Genomic DNA, 14,496 nt, shown 5'->3' with positions numbered 1-14,496 from the left:
GTGTGGTTCGTGTCGGTCAAATGGTGGAATCGAGCGCCAGGTACATCTCGGCGATGCGGATGTCGGATGGCAGCGTGACTTTCAGGTTGCGCGGATGGCCTTCGACCAGTCTCGGCGCCAGGCCCAGCGCTTCGACCGCGCTGGCGTCGTCGGTGATCGCGGCCGGGTCGGTGGCCGCGTCGAGCGCGCGGCACAGCAGCGCGTAGGAGAACATTTGCGGGGTCTGGGCCAGCCACAGCCCGTCGCGCGGGACGGTGGCGACCGCGTCGGCGGCGCTGCGCTTGACGGTGTCCACCACCGGCAGGGCCAGCAGGCCGCCGGCCGCATGGTCGCCGGTCTCGACGATCAGGCGTTCGATCAGCGCGGCGTTCAGGCCAGGCCGGGCGGCGTCGTGGACCAGCACGCGGTCTTGCGCGCTGAGCACGTCGGCCAGCGCATGCAGGCCGTTGCGGATCGACTCCATGCGGGTCGCGCCGCCGCAGCGCAGCACGGTGACGCGGCTGCCCTGTTCCTGCGCGTCAGGCAGCACGCCGTCGATAAGGGGATCATCCGCGCTCACCACCACATAAGTGTGGGCGATCAGCGGGCTGGAAAGAAAGGCGTCGACCGTGTGGCGCAGCATGGGCTTGGCGCCGATGGCCAGGTATTGCTTGGGGCTGCCGGCCGCCATGCGGGCGCCGACGCCGGCCGCCGGAATGAGGGCGACGTGCTGCTGCACTGCCGTGTTCGTGTCGTTTGCTTGTTCGGTCGTCATGAACTGCTTCGTGGTGCCTGTCTAAGCAAAGACTGTACCTCACCTGCGCAAACCTTGCCCAGGCGTGCGTATTCCTGCGGCGTATCAATGGCTGCCTGCAATACTTCGACTTTTTCCATCTCACGTTTAATGTAGGGCATCCAGCTGCGGTCGACTTCGCGCTGGAGCAGGGATCGCGCTTGTCCGATCGGCGCATACAGCGGCTTGCCGGCGAAGCGCGCCGCCAGCCGGGCGCGGACGATGGCTTCGGCCTTCGGCAAAAAATCCTGGTAGGCCTGCAAATGACGCATCTCGTGGGCCAGCACTTCCCGGTAGGAACACGATCCCGGCGGGAATTCGCGGCTGACGTAGATCACGATCGGCGCGTAATACAGGTTGACGTCGATGCGCGGCGCCACGCATTCGTAGCCGCTGGCCCGGTCCGTCAACATGCGCCCGCCGACCTTGATGCTCACCCGCGCCTCGGTATGCGTCAGGCCCAGCACCCAGGAACCGCGGCGCACGCTGCCCTTCAGGCGCGTCAGGTCGAAGTAGGAGCGCGTGGTGTCGATGCGGTAGCCTTCGCTGCGGCTGGACAGCACCGAGATCGTCTCGCCGATGGTGTCCTCGCATTGCGCCTGGAACGGGGTACGGGCCTGGGCCGGGGCCGGGGCGACGGATAGAACCGCCAACGCGGCCGACAGCGCGGCCAGGCTCCGGCGCGGCCGCATGATGGTCAGGCAGGCGTCCAGTCGCCGGCCAGGATCTTCTCGAGCCAGAAGGCGCCGATGATGGTCTTGACGTCGGTGATCTCGCCCTTGCGCACCATCTCGAGCAGCTCGGGCACGGTGACGCTGAAGATTTCCAGGAACTCGCCGGCGTCGAGCTGCTGTTCGCCCGCGGTCAGGTCTTCGGCCAGGAAGATCTCGAGGTGCTCGTCCGAATAGGCGATCGCATTGTGGATGGTGCAGACGAAGCGCCAGCGTCCCGCCGTGTAGCCGGTTTCCTCCCTGAGCTCGCGCCTGGCGCATGCGAGATGGTCTTCGCCCGGGTCGATCTTCCCGGCCGGGAATTCGATGAAGACCTGTGAGTTCGGATAACGGAACTGGCGCTCGAGCAGCACGCGGCCGTCGGGCAGCAGCGGCAGGATCACGACGGCGCCGGGATGACGGAAGAACTCGCGCTGGCTCTCCGAGCCGTCCGGCAGGCGAATGCGGTCTTTCTCGACTTTCAGGAAATGGCCGTCGTAGACGACGCCGCCGTCGATGCGGGTTTCTTTGAGTTCCGACACTATGGGCTCCATTCTTTACGCAGGTAGAAATATCATAAGCCAGAAATACGTCTTTTCTTGCACCGCAAAAAAAGACTTCCCGCGGAGGCGGGAACCCAGGTCTGCGTGCGTTACCGATACGCTGGCAAACTCAGGTTCCCGCCTGCGCGGGAACGACGGTTGACTGTACTGGTTAGACTTGGCGCCGCTTGCGCATATACCGCATCACGAAGCCGGGAAACGCCAGTACCAGGAACATGCAGCCGGTAATGGCATAGAACTCCCAGGTCTGCACGAACACCGAGCCGATGCGCGATTCGAGCAGCCTGGCGACCAGCCCGACGACGAAGTACAAGACCACCAGCTCGAGCAGGCGCAGCGCGAAAGCCTTGTTGCGCGGCTCCCCGTCCGTGGCCTTACCGTTGCCGGCCGGGACCGGCACGAAGCCGAACAGGCGCTCGTTCACGAACGGCAGGTTGGCCCCCGCCAGCGCGAGGGCAATCACCAGCAGTGCGGCCAGCGAGCTGTCCATTTGTCAGCCTCAGTTCGCCAGGGTCGCCTGCATGGCGCTGTAGCAGATCGCCAGCAGGCCGCCGGGGACGATGCCCAGCACGACGATGGCGACGCCGTTGAGCGACATGATGACGCGCGCATCAAACGGCGTCGCGATCGCGTTCGTGTCCAGCGCCTCGTCGAACCAGATGGTCTTGACGATGCGCAGGTAGTAGAACGCGCCGATCAGCGAGAACATCACGGCCACGACGGCCAGCCACACCATGCCGGCGTCGGCGACGGCCTGGATCACGGCGTACTTGGCGATGAAGCCCACCATCGGCGGCACGCCGGCCAGCGAGAACATCAGGATCGTGGCGACGATCGCGAACCATGGGCTGCGCTTGCCGAGACCCTTGAAGTCGCTGATCAGCTCCGCCTCATGGCCGGCGCGCGCCAGCATCATGATCAGGCCGAAGGTGCCCACCGTGGTCAGCACGTAGATGATGGTGTAGTACATCGCGGCGCTGTAGGCGGCTGCGGCATTGGTGGTGTCGCCATCGACGTTGCCGACCACCAGGGCCAGCACCACGAAGCCCATCTGCGCGATGGTCGAGTAAGCCAGCATGCGCTTGATATTGGTCTGCGCGATCGCGGTGACGTTACCGAAGGCCAGCGACAGCACGGCGACCACCAGCAGCATCTGCTGCCAGTCGAAGGCCATCGAAGGCAGCGCTTCGGCCAGCAGGCGGATCACGATGGCGAAGGTGGCGATCTTCGGCGCGCCGCCCAGCAGCAGGGTCACGGCGGTCGGCGAACCCTGCACGACGTCCGGCACCCACATGTGGAACGGCACCACGCCCAGCTTGAAGGCCAGGCCGGCCACCACGAACACCAGGCCGAACACCAGGATGGTGCGGTTCGCGCCTTCGGCGGCGGTGACCTGGGCGATGGTGGTGATGTCGAGCGAGCCGGTCGCGCCGTAGATCATCGAGATGCCGTACAGCAGGAAGCCCGATGCCAGGGCGCCCAGGATGAAGTACTTCATCGCGGCTTCGGTCGAGATCGCATGGTCGCGGCGCAGTGCAACCAGCGCATACAGCGACAGCGACATCAGTTCCAGGCCCAGGTAGATCGACAGCATGCTGTTACCCGAGATCATGATCATCTGGCCCAGCATCGAGAACAGCGCGAGCGTGTAGAACTCACCGCCCAGGTTGCCCGACATCATGCCGCGCTCGCCGGCGTACTGGCGCGAGTAGACGATGGTCATGGCCGTGGCCAGGTAGGTGAACATCTTGAGCAGGTTCGACATCGGATCGGCCACGTACATGCCACTGAAGGTGTACACGGTCGTGCCGGCGTTGAAGTCCATGAAGGAGAAGATCGCGCAGCCGCCGATCGCCAGCAGCGACAGGCCGTAGGTCAGGTTGCGCTTGCCCTCTTTCAGGAACAGGTCGATCAGCAGGATCGCCGACGTCGCGATCAGCAGGAAGATTTCGGCATAGACCGGCGCCAGATTGGTGTCGGCAGCCGATAACAGGGTCGAGTTCATTTCATTCATGGCGTTTTATTGAGGCACTTTGCTGACTGCGACGTGCTGAAGCAGGTCGGTGACCGAGACTTGCAGCGTCTCGGCGATCGGCGCCGGGTACAGGCCCATCGCCAGGGTGGCGATTGCCAGCACCGACAGGATGGCGAACTCACGGCCGTTCAGGTCGGTCAACGCGGCGACTTTCTTGTTGGCCACTGGCCCGAAGATGACGCGCTTGACCATCCACAGCGAGTAGGCCGCGCCCAGGATCAGGGCGGTACCCGATGCGACACCGGTCCAGAAGTTGAACTCGACCGCGCCCAGGATCACCATGAACTCGCCGATGAAGCCCGAGGTCGCCGGCAGGCCGGCATTGGCCATCGAGAACAGCACGACGAAGGCGGCGAACTTCGGCATCGTGTTCACCACTCCACCGTAGTCGGCGATTTCACGCGAGTGCACACGGTCGTACAGCACGCCGATGCACAGGAACATCGCGCCCGACACGAAGCCGTGCGAGATCGCCTGCATCAGGCCGCCCTGCACGCCCAGGTCGTTGAACATGAAGAAGCCCAGGGTCACGAAGCCCATGTGTGCGATCGACGAATAGGCGACCAGTTTCTTCATGTCTTTCTGCACCAGGGCCACCAGGCCGATGTAGATCACGGCCACCAGGGACAAGGCGATGACGACCGGGGCCAGGTACTGGCTGGCATCCGGGGTGATCGGCAGCGAGAAGCGCAGGAAACCATAGGCGCCCAGCTTCAGCATGATCGCGGCCAGCACGACCGAACCGCCGGTCGGCGCTTCGACGTGGGCATCCGGCAGCCAGGTGTGCACCGGCCACATCGGCACTTTCACGGCGAAGGCCATGAAGAAGGCGATGAAGATCAGAACCTGTTCTTTCATCGTCAGCGGCAATTGATGCCAGGCCAGGATGTCGAACGTTTGCGACTGGGTGTACAGGTAGACGATCGCGACCAGGGTCAGCAGCGAACCGAAGAAGGTGTACAGGAAGAACTTGAATGCCGCATACACCCGGTTCGGGCCGCCGAACACGCCGATGATGATGTACATCGGGATCAGGGTGGCTTCGAAGAAGAAGTAGAACAGCAGGCCGTCCAGCGCGCAGAACACGCCGATCATCAGGCCCGACAGGATCAGGAACGAGCCCATGTACTGGGCCACGCGCTCTTCGATCACCTGCCACGCCGCCAGCACCACGATGATGGTGATGAAGGCGGTCAGCGGCACGAACCACAGCGACAGGCCGTCCACGCCGAGGCGGTAGAAGACGTTGAAGCGCTCGATCCAGGCCGCCTGTTCATAGAACTGCATGCCGTGGGCGGCGTTGTCGAAGTTGGCGATCAGCGGGATCGTCGGCAGCAGGCTGACGACGGCGCCGACCAGCGACATCATGCGCACCATCCCGGCGTTCTTGTCGCGGCCGATGGCCAGGACCAGCACGCCGAACAGGATCGGGAGCCAGATCGCCAGGCTCAGGTACGGTGGAAACGTAGAAATTGTTGACTGCATCATTTTTCTTTATCTCTGCCTGTGATTAACCGCGCCAGAACGGGAAGAAGTACAGCATCGCTGCCAGTACGCCGACGATCATCACGAACGCATAGTGATAGATGTAACCGGTCTGCGCGCGCTTGGTGATGGTCGAGAACCAGGCCACCACTTTGGCGCTGCCATTGACGACCAGGCCGTCGATCAGGCCGCGGTCGCCGACATTCCACAGGCCCTTGCCCACGCCGAGTGCGCCGCCAGCGAAGAACTTCTGGTTGAACGCATCCATGTAGTACTTGTTGTCCAGCAGGGTGTGCAGCGGCTTGAGCTTGGCGTAGAACCAGGCCGGCACGCGCGGATTGACCATATAGCAGTAGTAGGCGGCAACGACGCCTGCCAGTGCCAGCCAGAACGGTGCGGTCTGCAGGCCGTGCAGGGCCATCGCGCCGGCGCCATGGAACATCTCGCCCAGTTCAGCCATCGCAGGGTGAGCAGGATTGACGGTGATCACGCCATCGAAGAAATCACCGTGCAACATAGGACCGATCGCCAGGTAGCCGACGATGACCGACGGGATGGCCAGCAGGATCAGCGGCAGGGTCACGACCCATGGCGACTCGTGCGGCTTCTGGCCCGGGGCCAGGCCGTGGTGGTGGTCGTCGTGCGCGTCTTCTTCATGGTGCGCGCCCGAATCGTGCAGCGCGTGCGGATCGGCGTGGTCATGCCCGGCCGCCTTGTGATGCGCATGATCGTCATGATGATCATGCGCATGGGCTTTACCAAACCGCTCTTCGCCATGGAACACCAGGAAATACATACGGAACGAGTAGAACGCCGTGACGAACACGCCGGCCAGCACCGCGAAGTTGGCGAAGCCCGAACCCGGCAGGTTACTTGCGTGCACTGCCTCGATGATCGAATCCTTCGAGTAGAAGCCCGAGAACAATGGGGTACCGATCAGGGCCAGCGAGCCGATCAGCGAGGTGATCCAGGTGATCGGCATGTATTTGCGCAGGCCGCCCATATTGCGCATGTCCTGGTCGTGGTGCATGCCGATGATGACCGAGCCGGCGCCAAGGAACAGCAGCGCCTTGAAGAAGGCGTGGGTCATCAGGTGGAAGGCGGCGACCGAGTAGGCCGACACGCCCAGCGCCACGGTCATGTAACCCAGCTGCGACAGGGTCGAGTACGCGACGACGCGCTTGATGTCGTTCTGGATGATGCCCAGGAAGCCCATGAACAGCGCGGTGATCGAACCGATGACGATGATGAAGCTCAGTGCGCCATCCGACAGCTCGAACAGCGGCGACATGCGCGACACCATGAAGATGCCGGCGGTAACCATCGTCGCGGCGTGGATCAGTGCCGAGATCGGGGTCGGGCCTTCCATCGAGTCCGGCAGCCAGACGTGCAGCGGGAACTGCGCCGACTTGCCCATTGCGCCGATGAACAGGCAGATGCAGGCGGCGGTCAGCAGCGGCCAGTCGGTGCCCGGCACGACCATGGTCGACAGCTGGTCGGCTTGCGCGAACACTTCGACGTAGTTCATCGAACCCGACGCGGCCAGCAGCAGGCCGATGCCGAGGATGAAGCCGAAGTCGCCGACACGGTTGACCAGGAAGGCCTTCATGTTGGCGAAGATCGCGGTCGGACGGGTGTACCAGAAGCCGATCAGCAGATACGAGACCAGGCCCACCGCTTCCCAGCCGAAGAACAGCTGCAGGAAGTTGTTGGACATGACCAGCATCAGCATCGCGAAGGTGAACAGCGAGATGTACGAGAAGAAGCGGTTGTAGCCGTCGTCTTCCGCCATATAGCCGATCGTGTAGATGTGGACCATCAGCGACACCGAGGTCACGACGCACATCATCATCGCGGTCAGGGTATCGATCTGGAAGCCGACCGCCAGTTTCAGCGTGCCGACCGTCATCCAGGTGTAGATGTCTTCATTGAGCTTGAAGCCGTCGAGCGTGGCCATCAGGGTTTGCACCGAGATGATCAGCGCGATCAGCACGCCGAGGATGGTCGCCGTATGCGATACCTTGCGACCGACCACATTGCCCAGGAACTTGGTGCCCAGCAGGCCGGCGATCGCCGAGCCTGCCAGCGGCGCCAGAGGCACCGCCAGTAAGAGTGAGGTTGAAATTTGCCCCGCCATGTTGAACCTTATTCGTTATGTGTTATCGAGACGAGCTCATCAGCCCTTGAGGCTGTCGAGGTCTTCCACGTTGATCGTGTCCAGGTTACGGAACAGGACCACCAGGATTGCCAGGCCGATTGCGGATTCGGCGGCAGCGACGGTCAGGATGAAGAACACGAAAATCTGCCCCGCCGCGTCGCCCAGGTAATGGGAGAACGCGATGAAGTTCAGGTTCACCGCCAGCAGCATCAATTCGATGGCCATCAGCAGGATGATGATGTTCTTCCGGTTCAGGAAGATGCCGACCACCGAGATCGCGAACAGGATCGCGCCCAGGATCAGGTAGTGTGCGAGCGACAACGTCATTTTGGCTCCTTGGGTTCGGCAGGCGATCCTGCGGCGGCGGCGGCTGCAGCGGCTGCCGCGGCGGCCTTCTCGACGTTCGCCGCGTCGATGGCGCGCTGGTTGACCGTGTCGACCTTGACGATCTTCAGGCGGTCGTTACGCTTGACGCGAACCGCTTGGCCCGGGTCGATGGCTTTGGTGTCCTTGCGGCGGCGCAGGGTCAGGGCGACGGCGGCGATGATCGCCACCAGCAGCACGACGGCGGCGATCTCGAAGCCGTAGATGTAGCGGGTGTAGATCTGCAGGCCCAGTTCCTTGGTGCCGCCGATGTTCAGGGCGGCCGCTTCGGCGCTTTGCTCGAAGTTGCTGTAGCCGTGCCACAGCACGACGCCCATCTCGAGCACGATCAGTCCGCCGACGATGGACGCCACCGGCAGGTAACCCCAGAAGCCTTCGCGCATGCGGTCGATATTAATGTCGAGCATCATGACGACGAAGAGGAACAGCACCATGACGGCGCCGACATAGACCAGCACCAGCACGATGGCGAGGAACTCGGCCTTCAGCAGCAGCCAGATGCCGGCCGCATTGAAGAAGGCCAGCACCAGGAACAGCGCGGCGTGGACCGGATTCTTGGCCGTGATGACGCGCAGTGCGGCCAGCACCATGATGGCCGCGAACACGTAGAACAGAACAGTTGTAAATGTCATGACTTACCCAGGACCCTATTGTTATTAGCGGTACTTCGCGTCCGCCTCGCGGGCGGCGGCGATGTCGGCTTCGTAGCGGTCGCCGACGGCGAGCAGCATCTCCTTGGTGTAGTAGAGATCGCCGCGTTTCTCGCCGTGGTATTCCAGCACGTGGGTCTCCACGATCGAGTCGACCGGGCACGATTCTTCGCAGAAGCCGCAGAAGATGCACTTGGTCAGGTCGATGTCGTAGCGCGTGGTGCGGCGGGTGCCGTCATCGCGCTGCGCCGATTCGATCGTGATGGCCATGGCCGGGCACACCGCTTCGCACAGCTTGCAGGCGATGCAGCGCTCTTCCCCGTTGGGGTAGCGGCGCAGCGCGTGCAGGCCGCGGAAGCGGTTCGACATCGGGGTCTTTTCTTCCGGGTACTGGACCGTGATCTTGCGCGACAGCGCATATTTCCCGGTCAGGGCAAGGCCCTTGATCAACTCGGTCAGCATCAGGCTGCCGAGGATTTCTTTCATTCTGGACATTGTGTGTTCCTTACTTCCAAATATTCCACGGCGTCTGCATCCAGACGGCGACGACGACCAGCCAGATCAGGGTCAGCGGGATGAACACTTTCCAGCCCAGGCGCATGATCTGGTCATAGCGGTAGCGTGGGAAGGTACCGCGGACCCAGATGAAGAAGGTCACGAACAGGAAGGCCTTCAGGAACAGCCAGAAGAAGCCGATGAAGCCGCCAATGGTGCCGCCCACTTCGAGGAAGGCGAACGGCGCCGACCAGCCGCCCATGAAGAACAGCGACGCCAGGGTACCGATCAGGATCATGTTGCCGTATTCGGCCAGCATGAACATCGCGTACGACATGCCCGAGTACTCGACCATGTGGCCAGCCACGATTTCCGATTCGCCTTCGATCACGTCGAACGGGTGACGACCGCACTCGGCCAGGCCCGACACGAGGTAGATGATGAACAGCGGGAACAGCGGCAGCCAGTTCCACGACAGGAAGTTGATCCCCATGTCGGCGAACATGCCCACTTGCTGGCCGGCGACGATGCCCGACAGGTTCAGGGTGCCCGAGACCATCAGCACGACCACCAGCACGAAGCCCATCGGGATTTCGTACGAGATCATCTGCGCCGAGGCGCGCATCGCGCCCATGAACGAGTACTTCGAGTTCGAGGCCCAGCCGGCGATGATGATGCCGTAGACTTCGACCGAGGTGATCGCCAGCAGCAGCAGCACGCCGGCGTTGACGTCGGCCAGCGCGAACTGCGGGCCGAACGGCACCACCGACCAGGCGGCCAGCGCCGGCATGATGGTCATGATCGGGCCGATGACGAACAGGTTGCGGTTCGCCTTAGCCGGAATCACGATTTCCTTGATCAGCAGTTTCAGGCCGTCGGCCATCGGCTGCAGCAGGCCGCCAGGGCCGACGCGGTTCGGGCCGATACGGATCTGGATCCAGCCGATGAATTTACGTTCCCACAGGGTGGCGTAGGCGATCGCGATCATCAGCGGCGCGACGACGGCGATGATCTTGATGATGGTCCAGACCAGCGGCCAGACCGGGCCGAGCAGGTCGGCGCCGCCGGCGTTGAATGAATCGATATAACCGGGCGTTGCCATTACTTGCCCTCCCCTGCTTTTTCAACTTGGATGGAACCGAACATCGCGCCCAGGCCGGCGACGGCCGGATGGCCGGCGGCGACACGCACCGCGTAGGGCGGCAGGGTCTTGTCGACGTTGGCGACCAGGATGGCCGAGCCATTGCCCTGGGTGACCTTCACGCTGTCACCTGCCTTCACGCCAATCGACTCGGCGACCGTCTTCGACAGCGTGACCAGCGGCGCATTCGCGTCGGCGGTGCGCTGCAGCGGCTCGGAACGGCGGGCCAGCGCGTCGGTGAAGTACACCGGCACGTCGGTCAGGCGCTCGAGCTGGCCGGCCGGGGCGTAACTGCCCGCGGATGGCGCCAGCGTCGCCTTGTTGTTCAGCTTGGCCGACAGGTCGGTATTGCCCTTGCCGAAGGCTTCGTCGCGGATCGCTTCCGACGTCTCGTAGTCGAAGCCGGTCAGGCCCAGCAGGTTGCCCAGCACGCGCAGCACTTTCCAGGCCGGACGCGCGTCGCCCAGCGGACGCACGGTGCCGTTGAAGCTCTGTGCGCGGCCTTCGCAGTTGACAAAGGTGCCCGAGGTTTCCGAGAACGGCGCGATCGGCAGCAGCACGTCGGCGTACTCCATGCCGTGCTTGAAGGCCGACATCGCGACGACCATCTCGGCCTGCTGCAGGGCGGCGACGGCTTGCTGCGGGTTGGCTGCATCCAGTTCCGGTTCCGCGTTCAGCAGCACATAGGCTTTCTTCGGCGTGGCGAACAGCGATTCCTTCTTGCCCGAGGTAGCGCCCACCAGGTGGCCGCCGACGCTGTTGGCGGCGTCGACCAGGTAGCCGAACGAACAACCGGTCTGCTCGGCGATCCATTGCGCGGCGGCGTGGATCTTCGAGGCTTGCGGGTGTTGCGCGGCGGCGTTGCCCAGCAGGATGGCGCCTGGCACGTCGACGTCACCGACGACGACCAGCGACGCGGCGATGGCTTTCGCCTGCTCCGACGCTTCGACGTTCTCGAAGCCGGCCGGGACGGCGATGTTCTTGTCGGCGGCGATGGCGACCACGACCTCCGACAGCGCGACCAGCCAGTCGCTTGGCGCCGCGATCAGCTTGTGGGCGACCTTCATCAGCAGTTCTTCGTCGCTGCCACCCAGCACCGACAGGCGCAGGCCGGCCTTGGTGGCGGCGCGCAGGCGGGTGGTGACCAGCGGGTGATCCTTGCGCAGGAAGGAACCGATGACCAGTGCGCGCTTCAGGGTCGACAGTTGCGCGATCGGCATGCCGAGCCACGGGGTCACCTGGCCGTCCAGCGCGAAATCGCTCTGGCGCAGGCGGAAGTCGACGTTCTCCGAGCCGAAGCCGCGGAAGGCCTTGTTCAGCAGGTACAGTTCTTCCACGGTCGAGTGGGCGGTGGCGACGGCCGCGAGGCTGTCGGCGCCGTGCTCGTGGCGGATATTGCGCAGGCCGTGGGCAACATATTCAAGGGCCGTCGACCATTCGGTCTCGATCCACTTGTTGTCCTGCTTGATCATCGGCTTGGTCAACCGATCGGCATTGTCCAGCGCCTCGTACGAGAAACGCTCCTTGTCCGACAGCCAGCACTCGTTGACCGCTTCGTTCTCGAGCGGCAGCACGCGCATGACTTTACCGCCCTTGACCTGGACGATCAGGTTGGCGCCCAGCGAATCGTGCGGCGACACCGACTTGCGGCGCTGCAGTTCCCAAGGACGTGCCGAGTAACGGAACGGCTTGCTGGTCAGCGCGCCGACCGGGCACAGGTCGATCATGTTGCCGGACACTTCGGAGTCGACGGTCTTGCCGACGAACGTGGTGATCTCGGAGTGCTCGCCGCGGCCCAGCATGCCGAATTCCATCACGCCAGCCACTTCCTGGCCGAAACGCACGCAACGGGTGCACTGGATGCAGCGCGACATCTCTTCCATCGAGATCAGCGGGCCCGCTTCCTTCGGGGCCACCACGCGTTTTTCTTCTTCGTAGCGCGAGCCGCTCTTGCCGTAGCCGACGGCCAGATCCTGCAGCTGGCATTCGCCGCCCTGGTCGCAGATCGGGCAATCCAGCGGGTGGTTAATGAGCAGGAATTCCATCACCGACTTCTGTGCCTGCACGGCCTTGTCGCTGTGGCTGCGCACGATCATGCCTGGCGACACGGGGGTAGCGCATGCCGGCAGGGGCTTGGGCGCCTTCTCCACTTCGACCAGGCACATGCGGCAGTTTGCTGCGATCGACAATTTCTTGTGATAGCAGAAGTGCGGAATATAGGTGCCGAGTTTGTTTGCGGCGTCCATCACCATGGAACCCGGTGGGACTTCGACTTTCTTGCCGTCTAATTCGATTTCAACCATTTGATCGTTACCTGACCTGGTTTAAAGGTATGCGGGCACGAGGCAGTGCTTGTGCTCGATGTGATATTCAAATTCCTGGCGGAAGTGCTTGATCATCGCCTGGACTGGCATCGCAGCCGCATCGCCGAGCGCGCAGATGGTGCGGCCCTTGATGTTGTCGGCGATGTTGTTCAGCAGATCCATGTCTTCCGGACGACCCTGGCCATGCTCGATGCGGTGGACCATGCGGTACATCCAGCCGGTGCCTTCGCGGCACGGGGTGCACTGGCCGCACGATTCTTCGTAGTAGAAGTACGACAGGCGCAGCAGCGACTTGACCATGCAGCGGGTCTCGTCCATGACGATGACGGCGCCCGAACCCAGCATCGAACCCGCTTTCGCGATCGAATCGTAGTCGAGGTCGGTCTGCATCATCAGGTCGCCAGGAACGACAGGCGCCGACGAACCGCCAGGAATGACGGCCTTGATCTTCTTGCCGCCGCGCATGCCGCCAGCCAGTTCCATCAGGGTCGCGAACGGCGTGCCCAGCGGAACTTCGTAGTTGCCCGGACGCTCGACGTCGCCCGAGATCGAGAAGATCTTGGTGCCGCCGTTGTTCGGCTTGCCCAGCGCCATATAGTTCTCGGCACCGATGTTCAGGATGAACGGGACGGCCGCGAACGTTTCGGTGTTGTTGATCGTGGTCGGCTTGCCATACAGGCCGAACGAGGCCGGGAATGGCGGCTTGAAGCGCGGCTGGCCCTTCTTGCCTTCCAGCGATTCCAGCAAGGCGGTTTCTTCGCCGCAGATGTAGGCGCCATAGCCGTGGTGGGCGTGCAGCTGGAACGAGAATTCCGAACCCAGGATGTTATTGCCCAGGAAGCCGGCCGCGCGCGCTTCTTCCAGCGCTTCCTCGAAACGCAGGTAGTCCTGGAAGATCTCGCCGTGGATGTAGTTGTAACCCACGGTGATGCCCATCGCGTAGGCGCCGATGGCCATGCCTTCGATCAGCGCATGCGGGTTGTAGCGGATGATGTCGCGGTCCTTGAACGTGCCCGGTTCGCCCTCATCGGTATTGCAGACGAGGTATTTCTGGCCCGGGAACTGGCGCGGCATGAAGCTCCACTTCAGGCCGGTCGGGAAGCCCGCACCGCCGCGGCCACGCAGGCCCGAGGCCTTCATGTCTGCGATGATCTGTTCCGGCGTGATCTTTTCTTCGATGATGCGGCGCAGCGCCGCATAGCCGCCACGCTTGACGTAGTCGGCCAGGTGCCAGTTCTCGCCGTTCAGGTCGGCGAGGATCAGCGGTTTGATGTGACGGTCGTGCAGGCTGGTCATTTCTTCAGTTCCTCTACCAGGGCGTCGATCTTGGCGTCGCTCATGAACGAACACATGCGGTGGTTATTCACCAGCATGACCGGCGCGTCGCCGCAGGCGCCCATGCACTCGCCTTCCATCAGCGTGAACTGGCCGTCTTCGGTGGTGTCGCGGTAGTCGATGCCCAGCTTGTCCTTCAGGAACTGGCCGGCGCGTTCGCCGCCCGACAGGGCGCATGGCAGGTTGGTGCACACGGTGATCTTGTGCTTGCCGACCGGCTTGATGTTGAACATATTGTAGAAAGTCGCCACTTCCTGCACGGCGATGGCCGGCATGCCGATGTAGTCGGCGATTTCCTGCATGGTTTCCGGCGACAGCCAGCCCAGTTCGACCTGGGCATGGGCCAGCGAAGCCATCACGGCCGACTGGCGTTGATCGGCTGGGTACTTGGCCAGCTCACGATCGATTTTTTGGTAGCACTGCTGCGATAACATTTTTCTCTGC

Annotated in this window: 14 protein-coding genes; all 14 read right to left on the bottom strand. The window is 63.1% G+C overall.

Going from position 1 to position 14,496, the window contains the following annotated elements:
- Positions 1-16: 16 nt before the first annotated feature.
- Positions 17-754, bottom strand: a complete 738-nt coding sequence (gene ispD, locus DIR46_RS21610; protein WP_109347081.1) for a 2-C-methyl-D-erythritol 4-phosphate cytidylyltransferase — start codon at positions 752-754, stop codon at positions 17-19.
- Positions 751-1,464 (bottom strand): hypothetical protein, encoded by a 714-nt coding sequence (locus DIR46_RS21605; RefSeq protein ID WP_109347080.1) that lies wholly within the window; start codon positions 1,462-1,464, stop codon positions 751-753. The genes ispD and DIR46_RS21605 overlap by 4 nt, the downstream gene beginning before the upstream one ends.
- A 5-nt stretch (positions 1,465-1,469) precedes the next feature.
- Positions 1,470-2,027, bottom strand: coding sequence for an NUDIX domain-containing protein (locus DIR46_RS21600; protein ID WP_109348105.1), 558 nt, complete (start codon positions 2,025-2,027; stop codon positions 1,470-1,472).
- Positions 2,028-2,196: 169 nt separating this feature from the next.
- A complete protein-coding gene (locus DIR46_RS21595) occupies positions 2,197-2,535 on the bottom strand; it encodes a DUF2818 family protein (protein ID WP_109347079.1) in 339 nt (112 codons plus the stop codon).
- A gap of 9 nt (positions 2,536-2,544) precedes the next feature.
- Positions 2,545-4,059, bottom strand: a complete 1,515-nt coding sequence (gene nuoN / locus DIR46_RS21590; RefSeq protein ID WP_205289019.1) for an NADH-quinone oxidoreductase subunit NuoN — start codon at positions 4,057-4,059, stop codon at positions 2,545-2,547.
- 6 nt (positions 4,060-4,065) lie between these two features.
- Positions 4,066-5,568 (bottom strand): NADH-quinone oxidoreductase subunit M, encoded by a 1,503-nt coding sequence (locus DIR46_RS21585; protein ID WP_109347077.1) that lies wholly within the window; start codon positions 5,566-5,568, stop codon positions 4,066-4,068.
- Between the two features lie 22 nt (positions 5,569-5,590).
- Positions 5,591-7,702 (bottom strand): NADH-quinone oxidoreductase subunit L, encoded by a 2,112-nt coding sequence (gene nuoL, locus DIR46_RS21580; RefSeq protein WP_109347076.1) that lies wholly within the window; start codon positions 7,700-7,702, stop codon positions 5,591-5,593.
- A gap of 39 nt (positions 7,703-7,741) precedes the next feature.
- Positions 7,742-8,050, bottom strand: coding sequence for an NADH-quinone oxidoreductase subunit NuoK (gene nuoK / locus DIR46_RS21575; protein ID WP_005666445.1), 309 nt, complete (start codon positions 8,048-8,050; stop codon positions 7,742-7,744).
- Positions 8,047-8,739, bottom strand: a complete 693-nt coding sequence (locus DIR46_RS21570) for an NADH-quinone oxidoreductase subunit J (RefSeq protein ID WP_109347075.1) — start codon at positions 8,737-8,739, stop codon at positions 8,047-8,049. The genes nuoK and DIR46_RS21570 overlap by 4 nt, the downstream gene beginning before the upstream one ends.
- 24 nt (positions 8,740-8,763) lie before the next feature.
- Positions 8,764-9,252, bottom strand: a complete 489-nt coding sequence (gene nuoI, locus DIR46_RS21565) for an NADH-quinone oxidoreductase subunit NuoI (RefSeq protein WP_005666441.1) — start codon at positions 9,250-9,252, stop codon at positions 8,764-8,766.
- A gap of 10 nt (positions 9,253-9,262) precedes the next feature.
- Positions 9,263-10,354 carry an NADH-quinone oxidoreductase subunit NuoH gene (gene nuoH, locus DIR46_RS21560; RefSeq protein ID WP_109347074.1) on the bottom strand — a complete coding sequence of 364 codons (1,092 nt, stop codon included), beginning with the start codon at positions 10,352-10,354 and terminating at the stop codon, positions 9,263-9,265.
- Positions 10,354-12,696, bottom strand: a complete 2,343-nt coding sequence (gene nuoG / locus DIR46_RS21555; RefSeq protein WP_109347073.1) for an NADH-quinone oxidoreductase subunit NuoG — start codon at positions 12,694-12,696, stop codon at positions 10,354-10,356. The genes nuoH and nuoG overlap by 1 nt, the downstream gene beginning before the upstream one ends.
- A gap of 21 nt (positions 12,697-12,717) precedes the next feature.
- Complete coding sequence (gene nuoF / locus DIR46_RS21550; protein WP_109347072.1) at positions 12,718-14,013, bottom strand: NADH-quinone oxidoreductase subunit NuoF; 1,296 nt, start codon at positions 14,011-14,013, stop codon at positions 12,718-12,720.
- The gene (gene nuoE, locus DIR46_RS21545; protein WP_109347071.1) at positions 14,010-14,486 is read right to left on the bottom strand and encodes an NADH-quinone oxidoreductase subunit NuoE; all 477 of its coding nucleotides are present in this window, start codon (positions 14,484-14,486) and stop codon (positions 14,010-14,012) included. The genes nuoF and nuoE overlap by 4 nt, the downstream gene beginning before the upstream one ends.
- Positions 14,487-14,496: the final 10 nt, after the last annotated feature.

Source organism: Massilia oculi, assembly GCF_003143515.1.
Taxonomy (GTDB): domain Bacteria; phylum Pseudomonadota; class Gammaproteobacteria; order Burkholderiales; family Burkholderiaceae_D; genus Telluria; species Telluria oculi.
Note: the sequence above shows the minus strand (reverse complement) of the source record. Positions and strands in the feature narration are given on the sequence as shown.

What these genes read in the sequence shown, in the direction of transcription:
- nuoN (WP_205289019.1), bottom strand. Translation starts at nt 4,059, where the DNA reads ATGAATGAAATGAACTCGACCCTGTTATCGGCTGCCGACACCAATCTG.
- DIR46_RS21595 (WP_109347079.1), bottom strand. Translation starts at nt 2,535, where the DNA reads ATGGACAGCTCGCTGGCCGCACTGCTGGTGATTGCCCTCGCGCTGGCG.
- DIR46_RS21605 (WP_109347080.1), bottom strand. Translation starts at nt 1,464, where the DNA reads ATGCGGCCGCGCCGGAGCCTGGCCGCGCTGTCGGCCGCGTTGGCGGTT.
- nuoG (WP_109347073.1), bottom strand. Translation starts at nt 12,696, where the DNA reads ATGGTTGAAATCGAATTAGACGGCAAGAAAGTCGAAGTCCCACCGGGT.
- nuoI (WP_005666441.1), bottom strand. Translation starts at nt 9,252, where the DNA reads ATGTCCAGAATGAAAGAAATCCTCGGCAGCCTGATGCTGACCGAGTTG.
- nuoL (WP_109347076.1), bottom strand. Translation starts at nt 7,702, where the DNA reads ATGGCGGGGCAAATTTCAACCTCACTCTTACTGGCGGTGCCTCTGGCG.
- DIR46_RS21570 (WP_109347075.1), bottom strand. Translation starts at nt 8,739, where the DNA reads ATGACATTTACAACTGTTCTGTTCTACGTGTTCGCGGCCATCATGGTG.
- nuoK (WP_005666445.1), bottom strand. Translation starts at nt 8,050, where the DNA reads ATGACGTTGTCGCTCGCACACTACCTGATCCTGGGCGCGATCCTGTTC.
- nuoF (WP_109347072.1), bottom strand. Translation starts at nt 14,013, where the DNA reads ATGACCAGCCTGCACGACCGTCACATCAAACCGCTGATCCTCGCCGAC.
- nuoE (WP_109347071.1), bottom strand. Translation starts at nt 14,486, where the DNA reads ATGTTATCGCAGCAGTGCTACCAAAAAATCGATCGTGAGCTGGCCAAG.
- nuoH (WP_109347074.1), bottom strand. Translation starts at nt 10,354, where the DNA reads ATGGCAACGCCCGGTTATATCGATTCATTCAACGCCGGCGGCGCCGAC.
- DIR46_RS21585 (WP_109347077.1), bottom strand. Translation starts at nt 5,568, where the DNA reads ATGATGCAGTCAACAATTTCTACGTTTCCACCGTACCTGAGCCTGGCG.
- ispD (WP_109347081.1), bottom strand. Translation starts at nt 754, where the DNA reads ATGACGACCGAACAAGCAAACGACACGAACACGGCAGTGCAGCAGCAC.